The organism is Bacillus sp. FJAT-49711 (assembly GCF_018343715.1).
GTDB lineage: Bacteria > Bacillota > Bacilli > Bacillales > Bacillaceae_C > Lederbergia.
Genome location: NZ_JAGYPL010000001.1, coordinates 506,010 through 521,693, shown reverse-complemented (window position 1 = coordinate 521,693; position 15,684 = coordinate 506,010). Strand labels below are relative to the sequence as shown.

14 protein-coding genes are annotated in these 15,684 nt (G+C 37.5%); 2 read left to right on the top strand and 12 right to left on the bottom strand.

The features are described 5' to 3' along the window. Positions 1-110 precede the first annotated feature (110 nt). On the bottom strand, positions 111-1,208 hold the full coding sequence (gene bcd, locus KHA96_RS02640; RefSeq protein WP_213127737.1) for a branched-chain amino acid dehydrogenase: 1,098 nt from the start codon (positions 1,206-1,208) through the stop codon (positions 111-113). A 142-nt stretch (positions 1,209-1,350) separates the two neighbouring features. On the opposite strand from bcd, the gene KHA96_RS02635 reads away from it, so the two are divergent. Next, on the top strand, positions 1,351-1,593 hold the full coding sequence (locus tag KHA96_RS02635; RefSeq protein WP_213127736.1) for a DUF2627 domain-containing protein: 243 nt from the start codon (positions 1,351-1,353) through the stop codon (positions 1,591-1,593). Between the two features lie 44 nt (positions 1,594-1,637). Here the strand turns inward: KHA96_RS02635 and KHA96_RS02630 are convergent, their stop codons facing one another. The 8 genes from KHA96_RS02630 to KHA96_RS02595 all read right to left on the bottom strand — a co-directional run bounded on the left by KHA96_RS02630 (position 1,638) and on the right by KHA96_RS02595 (position 11,312). Next, entirely contained in the window at positions 1,638-2,363 is a 726-nt protein-coding gene (locus tag KHA96_RS02630) for a glycerophosphodiester phosphodiesterase (protein ID WP_213127735.1), read from the bottom strand. Positions 2,364-3,266: 903 nt separating this feature from the next. After that, the gene (spo0A, locus tag KHA96_RS02625; RefSeq protein WP_213127734.1) at positions 3,267-4,052 is read right to left on the bottom strand and encodes a sporulation transcription factor Spo0A; all 786 of its coding nucleotides are present in this window, start codon (positions 4,050-4,052) and stop codon (positions 3,267-3,269) included. A gap of 245 nt (positions 4,053-4,297) precedes the next feature. Further along, entirely contained in the window at positions 4,298-5,584 is a 1,287-nt protein-coding gene (gene spoIVB / locus KHA96_RS02620) for a SpoIVB peptidase (protein WP_213127733.1), read from the bottom strand. 109 nt (positions 5,585-5,693) lie between these two features. Next, on the bottom strand, positions 5,694-7,388 hold the full coding sequence (gene recN, locus KHA96_RS02615; protein ID WP_213127732.1) for a DNA repair protein RecN: 1,695 nt from the start codon (positions 7,386-7,388) through the stop codon (positions 5,694-5,696). 19 nt (positions 7,389-7,407) lie between these two features. Then, positions 7,408-7,857 (bottom strand): transcriptional regulator AhrC/ArgR, encoded by a 450-nt coding sequence (gene ahrC, locus KHA96_RS02610; protein ID WP_213127731.1) that lies wholly within the window; start codon positions 7,855-7,857, stop codon positions 7,408-7,410. Between the two features lie 95 nt (positions 7,858-7,952). Further along, entirely contained in the window at positions 7,953-8,792 is an 840-nt protein-coding gene (locus KHA96_RS02605; protein ID WP_213127730.1) for a TlyA family RNA methyltransferase, read from the bottom strand. A 3-nt stretch (positions 8,793-8,795) separates the two neighbouring features. Then, on the bottom strand, positions 8,796-10,688 hold the full coding sequence (gene dxs, locus KHA96_RS02600) for a 1-deoxy-D-xylulose-5-phosphate synthase (RefSeq protein WP_213127729.1): 1,893 nt from the start codon (positions 10,686-10,688) through the stop codon (positions 8,796-8,798). Between the two features lie 9 nt (positions 10,689-10,697). Next, positions 10,698-11,312, bottom strand: coding sequence for a hypothetical protein (locus KHA96_RS02595; protein WP_213127728.1), 615 nt, complete (start codon positions 11,310-11,312; stop codon positions 10,698-10,700). A 981-nt stretch (positions 11,313-12,293) separates the two neighbouring features. On the opposite strand from KHA96_RS02595, the gene KHA96_RS02590 reads away from it, so the two are divergent. Then, positions 12,294-12,827, top strand: coding sequence for a hypothetical protein (locus tag KHA96_RS02590; RefSeq protein WP_213127727.1), 534 nt, complete (start codon positions 12,294-12,296; stop codon positions 12,825-12,827). A 326-nt stretch (positions 12,828-13,153) separates the two neighbouring features. Here KHA96_RS02590 and KHA96_RS02585 read toward each other — a convergent pair whose 3' ends face one another. From KHA96_RS02585 to xseA, 3 genes are read right to left on the bottom strand one after another with little or no spacing between them, the layout of a single operon-like run. Further along, the gene (locus tag KHA96_RS02585; RefSeq protein WP_213127726.1) at positions 13,154-14,038 is read right to left on the bottom strand and encodes a polyprenyl synthetase family protein; all 885 of its coding nucleotides are present in this window, start codon (positions 14,036-14,038) and stop codon (positions 13,154-13,156) included. Positions 14,039-14,040: 2 nt separating this feature from the next. Then, positions 14,041-14,265 (bottom strand): exodeoxyribonuclease VII small subunit, encoded by a 225-nt coding sequence (gene xseB / locus KHA96_RS02580; RefSeq protein WP_213127725.1) that lies wholly within the window; start codon positions 14,263-14,265, stop codon positions 14,041-14,043. Beyond that, a complete protein-coding gene (gene xseA / locus KHA96_RS02575) occupies positions 14,258-15,613 on the bottom strand; it encodes an exodeoxyribonuclease VII large subunit (protein ID WP_213127724.1) in 1,356 nt (451 codons plus the stop codon). Before xseA ends, xseB begins: the two co-directional genes overlap by 8 nt. Between the last annotated feature and the right edge of the window lie 71 nt (positions 15,614-15,684).

Sequence of the window (15,684 nt, the reverse complement as noted above, 5' to 3'; positions counted from 1 at the left end):
ATTCTATACATAGAAGAAGCTGTCCTTATACGCTTTCTTTCACTCCACCAGCCTTCGGGGGACTTATCCAGCTTTTGGGACAGCTTAATCAACATACAAATAACTATCTTTTAGATTCGATTAGCCAAAATATGTTTATTATTGAGAAGGAATTGACTTCTTGAATTTTTCATTTTCTCAATTCTTTCCTCTGCCATTCGGTCTGCAGCCACGTATGTGGGAATACCATCTCGCTTTGATATTTCAATCACTTTTGCGACATTATTATAAATTGTTTCTACCTTCTTAAGAGCACGCTCTTTATTATAGCCGTAAAGTTCATCAGCTACATTTATAACTCCACCGGCATTGATGACGTAGTCAGGAGCATATACAATGCCCATTTCATTTATTTGATCACCATGTTTTGTATCCTTAAGCTGATTATTTGCTGATCCAGCAATTACTTTAACTTTTAATTGTGGAATTGTATCATCATTAATTACGGCGCCAAGGGCACATGGAGAAAAAATATCAGCTTCAACTGCATATATATCATCTGGATCCACTGCTTTCGCTTGGAAAGCTTCAACAGCACGATTGACAGCATCTTTATTTATGTCTGTGACAATCAGTTCTGCCCCTTCTTCATGTAAGTAACGGCAAAGTTCAAATGCAACATTTCCTACTCCTTGAACTGCAACAGTCTTACCTTCCAAAGAATCGGACCCAAATGCTTCTTTTGCCGCTGCTTTCATCCCAACAAAGCAGCCATACGCAGTAACTGGTGATGGGTTTCCAGATGAACCGAATGCAGGTGAAATCCCTGTTACAAAATTAGTTTCTTCATGGATAATATCCATATCTTGAACAGTCGTCCCTACATCTTCCGCTGTAATGTATCGGCCATTTAACCCTTGAATAAACCTTCCGAACGCACGGAACATTTCTTCATTTTTATCTTTTTTCGGATCACCGATAATAACTGTTTTTCCGCCCCCAAGATTTAATCCCGCAGCGGCATTCTTATATGTCATGCCTCTTGCCAAACGAAGTGCATCCTCAATTGCTGCTTCTTCATTTTTATAAGTCCACATCCGAGTTCCTCCAAGAGCGGGACCAAGAGTTGTATCGTGGATGGCGATAATTGCCTTTAAACCGGACTTTTCATCTTGGCAAAATAATAATTGTTCATAATCATAATTCACCATATATTCGAAGATATTCATTTTTTACCTCCACATCATTTCTTATGACCTTATCATGATACCTAATCCTAATTACATTGTAACGAAAAGGCTGTCCCTTGACAAATCTTACCGATGTTATATGATTTTTTTAGCAACAAGGATAAGGAGTCGAAAAAGTTTAATGGGAAGATTCATTGCATTATTATTATTATTAATTCCCGGTATTCTATCGGGTTATGGCATTAAATTAATGAGGGATATGTTATTTGGAAAACTTCTGGCCCCTTTTCCATATTTATGGATGCAGTTCATCGCAGGTCTTTTGTTTTTCATTTTTGGACTAGGGTTTATCGCAGGTTTTATATTGCACCGCGATAGAAAAAGAAATCAAGTACAGGAACGTTTTAAGCAACGAAAACGTTAGCCTTACAGATAGGAGCTTGACTTTTTTGCCAAGCCCCTATCTTTTTATTTTCTTTTAAGCTTCACTGCTTTTTCTGGAAAGTCGGTAATGATGGCTGAACAATTTATTTGTAGTAGTCTTTTTATATCACGTTCTTTATTAACCGTGTATGGTCTAACCGAAATTCCATTTTCCATTGTCGTTTTAATAATCGTATCAGAGACCGACTTTAATTTCGGATGGATTCCTTTAGAATTTAAGGAATTTGCATACTCCCAAGGTTTGTATAAAAGGTCACTATAAAGAGGAGCAGTTTCGATTTCTGGCCAATTATTCACTATATAGACAAGTGAATAATGATTAAATGAAGAAATGACGATACGTTTTTCATATTTATATTCCTTAATTAAGGAGATTACTTTTTCTTCAAGACCTTCATAAGGCAGCTCATTATTTTTAAGCTCAATATTACAAATTAAATTATTCCCTTTCATCCATTCAAATACTTCTTTTAAAGATGGAATTCTAGCTGTTTTTTTGAAAAAATGCTTATAATGATAATTTGCTTTAAACTTTTTTAATTCCTCCATAGTAAAATCAGTTACTCGTCCGTTTCCATCTGTTGTTCGATCAACTGTAGTGTCATGTATAACTGCAATATCCCCGTCTAGCGTTAAATGAACATCGAGTTCTATTCCGTCCGCTCCGAATTGTTCAGCCGCTACAAATGATTCCATTGTGTTTTCAGGGTGAGTTCCAGCTGATCCTCTATGTGCTAAAATAATTGTCATAATCGCCACCGCCTAATTGTGTATATTATCATAATACCCTCCATTGACATGAGTTGATAATCTTTTTTTCAATAATTTAAAAAACCTGTCCTTAAAAGAAAGAGGCAAATAAAAGAGGCATTCTGTAAAGGGACACCATGAAATACTGTTGATTTACGCTTCATGCGGACGCTTTCCAGGTGACGTGAAGTGAGCTTCCTCGTCGCTCCGCTCCTGCGGGATCCCACCTTTCACGCTAATCCCCCGACGGACAGGACGTCCTTGTGTCGGCGCTGGCTACAGGGCGTGGCCGTCTTTAGCCGGCAAGAAAGTCGCCGCCTTCCGCTCCAATCAACAGAAACTGCTAAAAATCAATATAGATATTCCTGCATACAACCTAAAAAAGGTATAAGATCCTTATTTTATGAGGATTTTATACCTTTACTTTTTGGTTTTGTTAAAAGAATAATCATATTTTAACACCGTTGATTGGAGCAGAAGGCGCGAAGACTCCTGCGGGAGTACGGAACAGGTGAGACCCCACAGGCGATTGCGCCGAGGAGACTCCCCGCACCATGTCTAACTGCAGGAGCCAGCCCCTCAAGGTCAAATCACCTGAGGCATAAAAGTCAAAGCACGACTTTTTTGTCTCAGAACATTTGCTTGTCGGAGGCCAGCAGGAGGCGGGTCAGGAAGGCGTTGCAACGTACATGGAAGTAACTAGTGCAGGCGAAGCAACAGGACGTCGCTGCACTGAGCCTACAACGCGACGTTGCACCCTTAGCCTTTCTTCCCCACTGCTCCCTCCGCTTTTCGATACCCGCGGAATGCGAAGCGCCTGGAGAGCAAATCAACAACTAAGTTTAAATGGAAACTTTTTCAGAGTCTTAAAAGAAAAGGGCCGTTTTTTAATTTTGGAACTTTTTAAGAAGCTTTATGCTCAAGTCGTAATTTATCAGCAACCATCGCGATGAACTCTGAATTCGTAGGTTTCGCTTTTGACATGCTTACCGTGTAACCAAATAGAGAGGATATAGAATCAACATTTCCTCTACTCCATGCAACTTCAATTGCATGTCTAATTGCCCTTTCGACCCTGCTTGCTGTCGTATTAAATTTTTTAGCAATATCTGGATAAAGAACTTTTGTTATAGAACCGAGCAATTCAATATCATTGTAAACCATTGAAATCGCTTCCCTTAAATACAAATAACCTTTAATATGAGCAGGAACACCAATTTCATGAATAACTGAGGTAATACTTGCCTCCAAGTTTCTTGGCTTTGTTTCATTTTGGCTTTTAGAAGTAGCTGTTGTCTTTCTCTTAACTTGACTTGCTTTACCACTTACTTGGCGAATATGGTTCGCTAAATGATCCATATCAAATGGCTTAAGAATAAAATAAGAAGCTCCAAGTTCTACCGCTTTAGTCGTTACATCTTCTTGCCCGAATGCAGTAAGCATTATAACATTAGGAAAAACAGTGCTCGATTCACGCAGTTGTTCTAGCACGCCTAGTCCGTCTAAATGCGGCATAATTATATCTAATATCAATACGTCAGGATTTGTATCTTCAACTAATTGCAAACAATCCTGACCATTATGTGCTGTACCTACAACTTCCATATCTTCCTGGGATGAAATGTAATCATCCAGCAAACCAACTAGCTCTCTGTTGTCATCTACAATACAAACTTTGATTTTTTTCACTATCCATTTCCTCCTCAAGTCCAAAAATAATTCAAAATAATGTCATTAATAGTTAAATACGCCAAAGATGATTAAATTCCTTTAAATTTTTTCAAAATAAATAAAAATTAATACAAAATCTTAAATTTCCTTCGATTTACTCTGTTTTTCGACACCTTTAGATAAAATTAATACCTTTTGTCGAATAATCGTTATATACCTCTTATATCTTCCATTTAACCATAAAAAAAAGAGGGTGAGCACCCTCAACTAGCTTTTTCTATATTTTTTTCATAAATATCGATTCCCGCTTCATGGAGCATCCATTCTATATGGACTCCATAACCAGATGTAGGGTCATTTACAAATACATGTGTTACAGCACCGATGATTTTACCGTTTTGAATAATTGGGCTGCCACTCATCCCTTGAACAATTCCCCCAGTTTTACTGAGTAACTTTGGATCTACCACTTTTATGACCATTCCTTTTGTAGCAGGAAATTTTTGAGGAATCGTACTTATAACCTCGATATCGTATTGTTCCACTTTATTTCCTTCCACAACCGTCAATATTTTTGCAGGTCCTTCCTCAACTTGATTGGATAGAGCAATTGGCATTGGTTTATCAAATATTCCATTCTTTATATTTTGTTTCAACTCGCCAAAAATCCCAAATGGACTATTTGTCTTTATATTTCCAATGACGTTTTTATTGGATGAAAAACGAGCAAGTTTCTCCCCAGGCGCTCCATTTTTCCCTTTTTCTATTGATGTAACGGTTGAATTTACAATTTGTCCATCATCCACAACGATCGGCTTTTTCGTATCCATATCAGAAATGACATGCCCTAATGCCCCATACTTTTTCGTTTTTGGTTCATAAAAAGTCATCGTCCCAATTCCAGCAGCTGAGTCTCGAATATACAATCCTAATTTATACGTTTTTTCTTTTTCATCCAGCTTCGGATCTAATGTCGTATCGATTGTCTCTTTACCTCGTTGAATCGTTATAGCAAGTTTTTTACCATGTTGTCCTGCTTCATTAACATATGAAGCAATTTCAGCCATATGATTTATTTTTGTTCCGTTTATTTTTGTAATAATGTCTCCCACTTTTATACCAGCTGCTTCACCCGGAGATTGTTTTTCATTTTCTGCGGATACTAAATGGTGTCCAACTACGAGAACACCCAATGTATTCAGCTTCACTCCAATTGATTGGCCGCCGGGGTATACTTTAAAATTCTTTAAGACATTTACATCGACTTGCTTGACAGGAAAGCCAGCCATTTCTAAAAAGAATTTATCTTTTCCAGCCTGTTTTCCTTGTAGCGATATTGCTTGCTCACTTTCCTCTAATTCAATATTTTGACTTGATGAAGGTGCCGAAACATTTACTGCATTTGCTTTTGAAATGTTATATTGTTGTCCTTCAAACAACGTAATTTGATTCGGAATATGCATATATTGTTGAAATGGCTTATAAACAATTAGCATTAGAAGTGAAACAAGGAGAATTCCACCTGTTATTTTTCTTAAAATATCCAACATCCTTTTGATCACTCTCCTCGCTTTCTAGCCCACAATTATAATTTAGCCTGCTTTAGGCTCATTTATAAGTGGAAGCAAGGAAAAAAGCTGTCCAATGAAGGATAGCTTTTCAAGTTAACTTTATTGTATAGGCAATATCTAGTAATTCTTTCGCATGTTTCTTTGTTAAATCCGTGATTTCGACCCCAGAAATCATCCGAGCAATTTCCGAAATTTTATCTTTTTTTCCTAAAACCTCCAAAGATGTTCTTGTTCTTCCTGAAATGGCTTCTTTAGAAATAAGAAGATGAGTATCAGCCATCGCAGCAACTTGAGGAAGATGTGATATACAGAGCACTTGAGAAAACTTCGATACTTGATAAATTTTCTCAGCAATTGCTTGAGCGACTCTTCCACTTACTCCTGTATCGACTTCGTCAAAGATAATCGAAGTAATACCTTGATGTTTCGAAAAAATCGTTTTCAAAGCTAGCATCATTCTCGATAATTCTCCGCCCGAAGCTACTTTCGATAACGGCTTTAAAGGTTCACCAGGGTTGGTCGAAAGATAGAAGACAACATCATCTAAACCATCTTTTCCAAAATCATGATTATTTTCGGAATCCTTCCCAAATACAGGCTCAAAAACCGTTTTATCCATATATAGCTCTTTTAATTCTTTGTGTATCGCATTTGTTAGTTTTTCAGCCCACTTTTTTCTTAAAAAACTAAGCTGTTTCCCTTCAAGAGCCAAATCTTCCTCAAACGAGGAGAGTTTAGATTCAAGTTCTCCAATTCGGGCATCTCGGTTCATCAACATTTCAATTTCTTCTTCGATTTTCGAACTGTATTCAAGAATTTCAGAAACGGTTGATCCATATTTTCTTTTCAATTGATTTATTTCATTCAATCTTCCTTCAATCTCATTCAAACGTTCTGGATTAAATTCGAGGTTATCTAATTCGTTTCTTAGCCGATCAGCAGCTTCCTCCAACAAATAATAACTATTTGTCACTGATTCCAATACATGCTCATATTGCTTATCCAAATCTGCTGCGGTTTCCAAGTGGCTCATTGAATGACTTATATAATCAAGTCCATGCTGTTCCCCTTGAAGACCTTCATATCCAGCTTTAATTGCCGCATATATTTTTTCAAAATTACTTAACTGTCTTCTTTCATCCGCCAATGATTCATCTTCTTTTATTTTTAAATCTGCTTTACGAATTTCTTTAAGTTGGAATTGTAATAAATCCAATCTTTGTACCATTTCTTGTTCATTAAGTTTAAGTTGTTTTATTTTTTTTAGTGTTGCATCATATTGTTTATAGATTTCTTTATAATTTTGCAAAGCAGGTGCGATTTCAATACTTCCATATTGATCCAATAATGAGAGGTGAATAGACTCGTCCATTAATTCCTGATGCTCGTGCTGACCGTGAATATCAATTAACGTACTTCCGATTTCTCGCAAAGTTGATATGGTAACAAGTTTCCCATTCACCCTGCAAACACTTTTTCCATTACTCGATATTTCTCTTCTTAATATCATCATTCCTTCTTCTATATCAATTCCAAATTCGGCTGTCCTAACGAAACATGGATGGTTATCTTCAAGAAAAAATAGTCCTTCGATTTCCGCTTTATTCTCTCCATGACGGACAAACTCAGCTGAACCTCGACCTCCAACAAGTAAATGCAATGCATCTATAATGATTGATTTCCCTGCACCTGTTTCACCAGTGAGAACTGTCAACCCTTTTTCAAAAGATACGGAGATTTGGTCAATGATTGCAAAATTCTTGATAGATAGCTCTTGTAACAAGAGTGTTTCCCCTCACTTCCTACAGCATCTCTATAAACTTTTCGTTTATCGAAATCGCATCTTCATGTGTGCGGCAAATGATTAAGCAAGTATCGTCTCCACATATTGTTCCCATAATTTCTTGCCAGTCAAGATGATCAATTAACGCACCAATAGCTTGAGCATTTCCGGGAAGGGTTTTCATAACGAGTAAGTTTTGGGCAAAATCGATTCCAACGAAAGAATCTGTAAGGGCACGCTTCAATTTTTGGAGTGGATTAAATCTTTGATCTGCAGGCAAACTATACTTATATCTTCCATCAGGCAACGGAACCTTAACTAAGTGCAGTTCTTTTATATCCCTGGAAACTGTCGCTTGAGTGATGTTATAACCATCGTTTTTCAAATATTCTACCAACTCATCTTGAGTTTCTATTTCTTTTGTACCGATCAATTCACGAATTTTTATATGACGCTGTCCTTTTGTCATCATTCTCCCCATCCTTATAATAATCACGTGCATTTTTATACTGCTTTATACATTATAAAATTTATAAGTAAAAAGGGCAATCCATAAGGAATGCCCTAGTTTTTTAAGTTTAAATTTGTATGTGCTTCTTTTACGATATCGTGAATTTTAACGGATGATTTATCGGTTCCTTGTTGATCCGCGTTCTGATTTCCAGACCAGTTTAAGTGAAGTAAAAACTCAATGTTTCCTTCTCCGCCTGTTATTGGAGAGTATGTGAGATTAATGACGTCATACCCTTCCTTTAGGGAAAAATCGATAATTTTATTTATTACTTCTTCATGAATTTTAGGATCTCTTATTATTCCTTTTTTCCCTACTTGCTCTTTTCCGGCTTCAAATTGCGGTTTAATTAATGCGACAACGTCGCTTTCATTACAGAGCAATTGTTTTAGTACAGGAAGAATAAGCTTTAACGATATAAAAGATACATCAATACTTGCTAAATTCGGCATTTCTTTTATAAGATCAGTTTGCTTTACATATCGGAAATTTGTTCTTTCCATAACAATCACACGAGGATCGTTTCTAAGCTTCCAAGCGAGCTGATTATAGCCAACATCTAAAGCATATGATAATTTAGCTCCGTTTTGCAATGCACAATCTGTAAAACCACCTGTAGATGCTCCGATATCGAGCAAAATTTTGTCGTGTACAGAAATATGAAATTCCTTTAATGCTTTTTCAAGCTTTAATCCACCGCGGCTGACATAAGGTAGAATATTTCCTTTTAATTGTAAAGGAATATCCTCGTTTACCTTATCCCCCGGTTTATCAAGCCTTATTTCGTTCGAGAAAACAATTCCTGCCATAATGGCTCTTTTAGCCTTTTCACGGGTATCGCTCAAGCCTCTTTCCACTAACAATACATCAAGTCTTTGTTTTTTTGGTTTCATACATTATGCCCTTTTTTTCTTCTCTGGAAGCATGGAATTTAGTTTTAATGCGATTTGTTCTGATGTCAATCCAATCTCAGATAATAATTCAGAAACATTCCCGTGCTCGATAAATTTGTCTGGTATTCCAATACGATCAATGATTGCATGATGGAATTCTTGATCATGTGCGTATTCCAATACTGCGCTTCCGAATCCTCCCTGCAATATCGCCTCTTCAATCGTCAATACCGGCATCCCTGTCTTCAATATTTGATAAAGCATCTTCTCATCAAGTGGCTTTATAAACCTCGCATTAACAACTTGAACGGAGACACCAAGATTCTCCAACTTGAGGGCAGCTTCCATTGCCATTGGGATCGTTGTTCCGAAAGTTAGGATTGTGGCATCTTTTCCTTTTCTAAGAACTTCCCAAGTACCAATCGGAATTTCTTTTAATTTACTATCCATAGGAACCCCATAGCCATTCCCGCGAGGAAACCTCATTGCAATTGGGCCATCGTCATATTTTACTGCTGTATATACCATGTGTTGGCCTTCATTTTCGTCCTTAGGCATCATTACAACCATATTTGGCAAATGCCTTAAAAATGACACATCAAAGACGCCTTGATGGGTTTCACCGTCTGCACCAACAAGACCAGCACGATCAACCCCGATAAATACATTCAACTTTTGCCTGCATATATCGTGCAAAAGTTGATCATATGCTCTCTGTAGGAAAGTAGAATATATCGCAAGAAATGGTTTCATTTTTTGAGTGGCTAGTCCTGCGGCCATTGTCGTGGCATGCTGCTCAGCAATTCCGACATCAAAAAATCGATCTGGAAATTCTTCTGCAAACTTTTCAAGCTTCGAACCGACTGGCATTGCGGGCGTTACCGCTACAATTCTCTTATCCTCACGAGCTAGTTTGCGAACAGTTTCACTTACAAGTGAGCTCCAGGAAGGCGCTGAGTTAACAGATTTTATTACATCGCCTGTTTCAATTTTATATTGACCAATCCCATGCCATGTTCCAATCCGATCATCTTCTGCTGGACTATACCCTTTTCCTTTTTTCGTAATAACATGAAGAAGAACAGGGCCTTCTGTTTTTTTTGCATACTGAAAGTTTTCAAATAAATCATTAAAATCATGGCCATCTATTGGCCCAAAATACGTAAATCCTAATTCTTCGAAAAACACTCCGGATACAAGCAAATACTTTAGACTATCTTTTACCTTTTCTGCTGTTGATGCAAGCTTTCCTCCAACAGCCGGAATTTTCTTTAATAAGTATTCGAGTTCATCTTTAGCCCATTTATATTTACCAGCCGTTCTTAACTTGCCTAAGACGTTATGAAGAGCACCGACATTCGGAGCAATAGACATTTCATTATCATTTAAAATGACTGTAATATTTTTCTGGCTATCACCAATATGATTCAAAGCCTCAAGAGCCATTCCGCCAGTAAGAGCGCCATCGCCAATTACAGGAATAACAAAATTAGAATCTCCTTTTATGTCGCGGGCAATTGCCATCCCCATTGCAGCTGACAATGAAGTAGAGCTATGCCCTGTCTCCCATACATCATGGATGCTCTCATCCATCTTTGGAAATCCGCAAAGACCCTTATATTGTCTAAGGCTATCAAATTGATCTGCTCTTCCAGTCAAAATTTTATGAACGTATGATTGGTGGCCAACATCCCATAAAATTTTATCCTTCGGGCTGTTAAAGCATTTATGAAGGGCGAGTGTTAGTTCAACTACACCTAAATTAGGTCCAATGTGTCCACCAGTTTTTGATAATTTTTCAATGAGGAACTTCCTAATTTCTAGGCTTAATTCCTCAAGTTCTGTATGATTCATTTTTTTGAGAAATGAAGGGTCTTTAATTGATAAAAGATCCAAAAGGACCACTCACTTTCGTTTTTTGGAATTATTCTTTGTTTTTCTTCTTTTATTGTCTTTAATGATCGTAATATGAAATTTTTCCTCAAGAAATTGCAATAATTTCCCTACCTGAAATATTATATCTCGAGAATAAGTAATCGCAAAAGATTTGCCAAATGCTTTTCCTCCTACTGTAACAGCTGCGATTAAGCTCGTCAAACCAACGTTGATTCCATATTCTAAAGCGGAATTTTCTGATATCTCCATACTATTCGCAAGTTGGATAATAACAAGAGCCGCCGCAGTTCCACTAATGATTCCAGAAATATCTCCTATTACATCATTACAGAAGTTCGCGAAGCGGTCGGCATTCCGTACAATCCGTATGGAATGTTTTGCGCCATAAACCTTCCTTGCAGCCATAGAGTGAAAAGGCGTTTCATCAGCGGCGGTAGAAGCTATTCCTATCATATCAAAAAGAATTCCAATAAGGACAATAAAAAGAACAACAAGAAGTCCAAGAGTCCATGATAGGCCATGCAAGACGCCAGTAGAAACGATTGAAAAAATAGCCGCTAGCACAAATGTGATAACGGCTATACTAATACTCCATTTAATTGATTTATTTATCATTTCTTTCATAAACGAATATTTCACCATTTTCAAGAAATTTAGTTGGATGGTCATAATAAGAGTAAAAATTACGGCTTAGGTCCAGTAGGTTTTCCCAGACAAGTACCAGATGTCGCCATCATGGTGGTTTCCCTTTAAACTCATCTTGACAGTGTCACCAGCTGTCAGACTGGATTACCACTTAGTCCGCACTATAATCCTCAAATTATGTCCAAATGAACAGTCTAGGAGATTTCCTCAGCAATCTTTAACCTGATTCCTAGCCTCTTTTGCAAAACTGATTTCATATGGACGGAAGAAAACAGAACGATGGCCAACCGATCTGCATTTCTATAACCATAATCCCCTCAAGCTTCACTCAAGGCAGGCTACGCTGCTAGTGATGCCCACATCACATTGCAGGTCTATACTTCGTTTTTCGCGCACATGCGTTTAAGCCAGCTGAAAATCACGAAGCCTCCGCGGTAAAGGGTCAACGCCCACATGCCTTTGTGGATCGCCCTTAAACCTTTACTCCCAGCCCCGACCCAAGCCTGGGCGACTCAAGCCAGAACAAGGAACTTCATCGATGTGCCCTTTGGTGAATTTTTAGGCCCACCTTCAGAACCGGTAGATTGACTAGAATACTGCACCATCCAACAATCTGCAAAAATTATAACATATTTTCAACCTTTCATCAATTTGACTAGCTTTTAAGCTTACCGATATTTGTATATACAGGAGACTTGCTAAAGATACCCTCTCCTTTTAGATTAAAATCATATTTTTAAATGCAGTTAGTACATTAAAATAGTGGACTCTACTACATAGCTGCTATTGAATGGAAAATCCAAAAAACTTAAATATAGCTTATTGCTTTTTGAAAGTCCGTTGATATTTTTAAGAATATTTCATAAAATTAAATTAGTCAAAAAACAAAAGTCTTTATTTGATGAGAAGAGTAATTGTGAATGCATAAAATAGTACCAAGATACAGGAAGGAAGTTAACTATGAAGAAACAATTATGGTTAATCATATTCTTTTACGTTGTATTATTAGCTGGATGTTCCCTTTTTTTTAATCACTTTATTTTGAATGATAAGGCATATAATATGACAGTTGAGCTAAACGAAATTCAACATAATAACGGTATTCGAATTACCTTATATAAAGTCAGTTACAGCTATGAATGGAATGAACAACGAATTTATATGTCTTTCAAACTTGATAATCAAGCGAATTCCCCTGCTGTATTGACGGGATTAAAAACTGAAGATACTACAGATAACATACTTCAATTGAAAAATGCAAAAGAGAAATTTCAGCGGTTGGTAGCATACGGTTGGAATGATGAGGTTGGAAAAGAGGAAGATGATGTCGTTACTTTTTCCTTTCCAGCTAAAATGGATTCATCTTTTGAGGCGGGATTTGTAGTAGATAACGAATTATTAGATGGGTTAAAGTGCCACATACCACTTTTTATAAACAATGAAAAAGTAGAATTTATATTTCCTATTCCTTCTCCGAGGGAAATTGAAGATTAGCCAAGTCCTAAAACGAAAATAGAGGCTGGGACATAACTAAAACAATCAAACCTAAAGACGAACAATGATCTACTTAGCGGAGGAAATATACGAAGACTCCTGTGGATGAGACCCCGCAGCTCGGGACGAGCGAGGAGGCTCGCCAGCCGCCCACGGAAAGCGAAGTATATTTTCGGAGTGGGTATATACACTAAACAACCCATTGTTCGGATTTATCTTTGTCGGAAATAGTTATGTCTTGGTCTCCTTTTTTTGAAAAATTACAAACCTTCTTTAAAATGAAGTTTTTCATTGTCTAGCGCCCAGCGCCTTGAGCTTTTCTTATGTTACCGATCTCTTCCCGCCACAACATCTGTAAGATATTGCAGCAAATCCGTTTTAAGATTTGTTTTAGTAAGCGTGTCTTTTGCCTCGCGAATATGATAGGATAAGTGTTCCTTTGCACCTTCAAGAGATAGTAAGGATGGATATGTACTTTTCTTTTTTTCTACATCACTACCGATTCGTTTCCCGATTATATTTTCGTCTCCGATCACATCAAGGATATCATCACTAATTTGGAAAGCGAGTCCAAGATGGCGGGAAAATTTTTCGAAAAGATCCAACTCTTCCTCTGATGCACTAGCAATTTTTGCTCCTGCTATCACACCGTATGTAAGAAGTCGACCAGTCTTATGATGATGGATGTATTCTAATTCCTTTAAGTGCAACTCTTGATCCTCAGCTTGGATATCTGCAACCTGGCCCCCGACCATTCCTTCTGGGCCAGCACAAGCGGATAACATCTTCATAAGCCAAACTTTTTGGTGATCATCCAATTGCTCATCCTCTGCTATAAGTTGAAAGCTATATGTGAGCAGCCCATCTCCAGCTAATATAGCAAGAGCTTCACCAAAAATTTTATGGTTTGTTGGTTTTCCACGCCTTAAATCATCATCGTCCATACTTGGAAGGTCGTCGTGGATTAAAGAATATGTATGGATCATTTCCAATGCGCAAGCGGTAGATAAGCCCATTTCTGGTTTTTTATCAAAAGCATCAATCACGGCGAAAAGAAGAATCGGTCTAATTCTTTTTCCACCTGCTGTCAAAGAATACAACATAGCAGCTTTTAATGCTTGTGGAGCCTTTAGTTTATTAATCGTCAAAGGCAGCTGTTTTTCAAGCGTGTCTTTATAGTTGGAAATAAAAGTTTCGTGTTCGACGGTCAAGCCTACTCCTCCTCTTGAAGAAGAAAATCTTCCTCTCCATCATCGGTCAAAATTTTCGTAAGCTGTTGTTCAGCTTTCTTCAATTTATCGTGGCAAAGCTTTGAATACTCTATCCCTTTTTTATATATTTCTAATGCCTCCTCTAAAGGAATATCTCCTTCTTCTAAGCGAACGACAATTTTCTCTAACTGACTCATCGCTTCTTCAAATGTATATTTTTCATCCATTGTTCTCACCTTTTTCTATATGATCAATTGTACAAAAATACTCTCCATCTGTAACTTGTAAAGTAATCTGATCCCCTATATTAGCTTTATCGGTTGTATTAACTATTTTACCAGTATCCGTATAGGCAACACTATAACCTCTTCGTAATATATTTAATGGGCTCAAGGCTTCCAATGTAGCCACTTTAGTAGAAAATTCACTGGACTTTTGATTGTATATGATTTTTGCTTGCTGTGAAAGCTGTTGTTTAATGCGAATAAACTTCTCTTTATGCATTTGCAGTTTCATAGCAGGGTGATGGGTTGCCAAAATTTTATGCAGCCGTTGAAATTGATCCATTTTTTGAAATAGGATTTTTTCTTGTCCTCTTTGCAATCGTTCTGTCATTCTGTCAACAGCTTCCCATTTTTGCTCATATAACTTTCGTGGATTGCGTAATATATAAGAATTTTCCAGCAGGTTCAATTTGCCTCTTTTTTCTTTTGTAATTTCAGCCATTCCACGATAAAGGCGGTTCTTTCGATTAAGCAACCTCTCCATTAAATCTTCAATATGCGGTACTGCAAGTTCTGCAGCTCCAGTTGGGGTTGCTGCCCTTACATCCGCTACAAAATCGGCTATCGTAAAATCCGTTTCATGGCCAACGGCAGAAATGATCGGAATTTTTGAATTAAATATCGCTTTTGCGACCGCCTCTTCATTAAAAGCCCATAATTCTTCAATAGACCCCCCGCCTCTGCCTACAATTAGCACATCTGCGATAGATAGTTCATTCGCCTTTTTGATAGCAGCAGCAATCGAAGATGAAGCTTGTTTTCCTTGGACAAGAACGGGAAGAACGATCAGTTTCCCAATTGGATACCGGCGATGAATGGTAGTGAGGATATCCCTTATCGCTGCTCCAGTCGGAGAAGTGATGATTCCGATTTTTCGTGGATAAACAGGAATCTGTTTCTTTTTGTCAGGATGAAATAACCCCTCTTGTTCCAGTCTGTTTTTAAGCTGCTCATACGCAAGAAACAATTCCCCAATTCCATCGGGGAGCATCTCCTGAACGTAAATTTGATATTGTCCACTTGACTCATATACGGAAATGCTTCCTCGGATCAATACATTCATGCCATTTTCAGGGATAAATTTCATAGATTGCGAGTGGGATGAAAACATGACAGCCATGATTCGTGCTGCATCATCTTTTAAAGTAAAATAAAGATGGCCGCTTGAATGTCTTTTAAAATTAGAGATTTCCCCTTTTACATATACATTTGCTAAATGAGGATCTACATCAAATTTACGTTTTATATACTTTGTCAAAGCTTTTACAGATAAATATTGCCGTTCAGTCATATGCAACACTCCAGAAAGAAAAGCTGCACCCAATCTTTTTTAGGATGTCAGCTTCTCTTGTATGTTATCTT

Bases quoted from the DNA above. Each gene is read 5' to 3' on its own strand.
- bcd (WP_213127737.1), bottom strand. From the start codon at position 1,208: ATGAATATCTTCGAATATATGGTGAATTATGATTATGAACAATTATTA.
- KHA96_RS02635 (WP_213127736.1), top strand. From the start codon at position 1,351: ATGGGAAGATTCATTGCATTATTATTATTATTAATTCCCGGTATTCTA.
- KHA96_RS02630 (WP_213127735.1), bottom strand. From the start codon at position 2,363: ATGACAATTATTTTAGCACATAGAGGATCAGCTGGAACTCACCCTGAA.
- spoIVB (WP_213127733.1), bottom strand. From the start codon at position 5,584: ATGTTGGATATTTTAAGAAAAATAACAGGTGGAATTCTCCTTGTTTCA.
- ahrC (WP_213127731.1), bottom strand. From the start codon at position 7,857: ATGACAAAAGGACAGCGTCATATAAAAATTCGTGAATTGATCGGTACA.
- KHA96_RS02605 (WP_213127730.1), bottom strand. From the start codon at position 8,792: ATGAAACCAAAAAAACAAAGACTTGATGTATTGTTAGTGGAAAGAGGC.
- KHA96_RS02595 (WP_213127728.1), bottom strand. From the start codon at position 11,312: ATGAAAGAAATGATAAATAAATCAATTAAATGGAGTATTAGTATAGCC.
- KHA96_RS02590 (WP_213127727.1), top strand. From the start codon at position 12,294: ATGAAGAAACAATTATGGTTAATCATATTCTTTTACGTTGTATTATTA.
- xseB (WP_213127725.1), bottom strand. From the start codon at position 14,265: ATGGATGAAAAATATACATTTGAAGAAGCGATGAGTCAGTTAGAGAAA.
- xseA (WP_213127724.1), bottom strand. From the start codon at position 15,613: ATGACTGAACGGCAATATTTATCTGTAAAAGCTTTGACAAAGTATATA.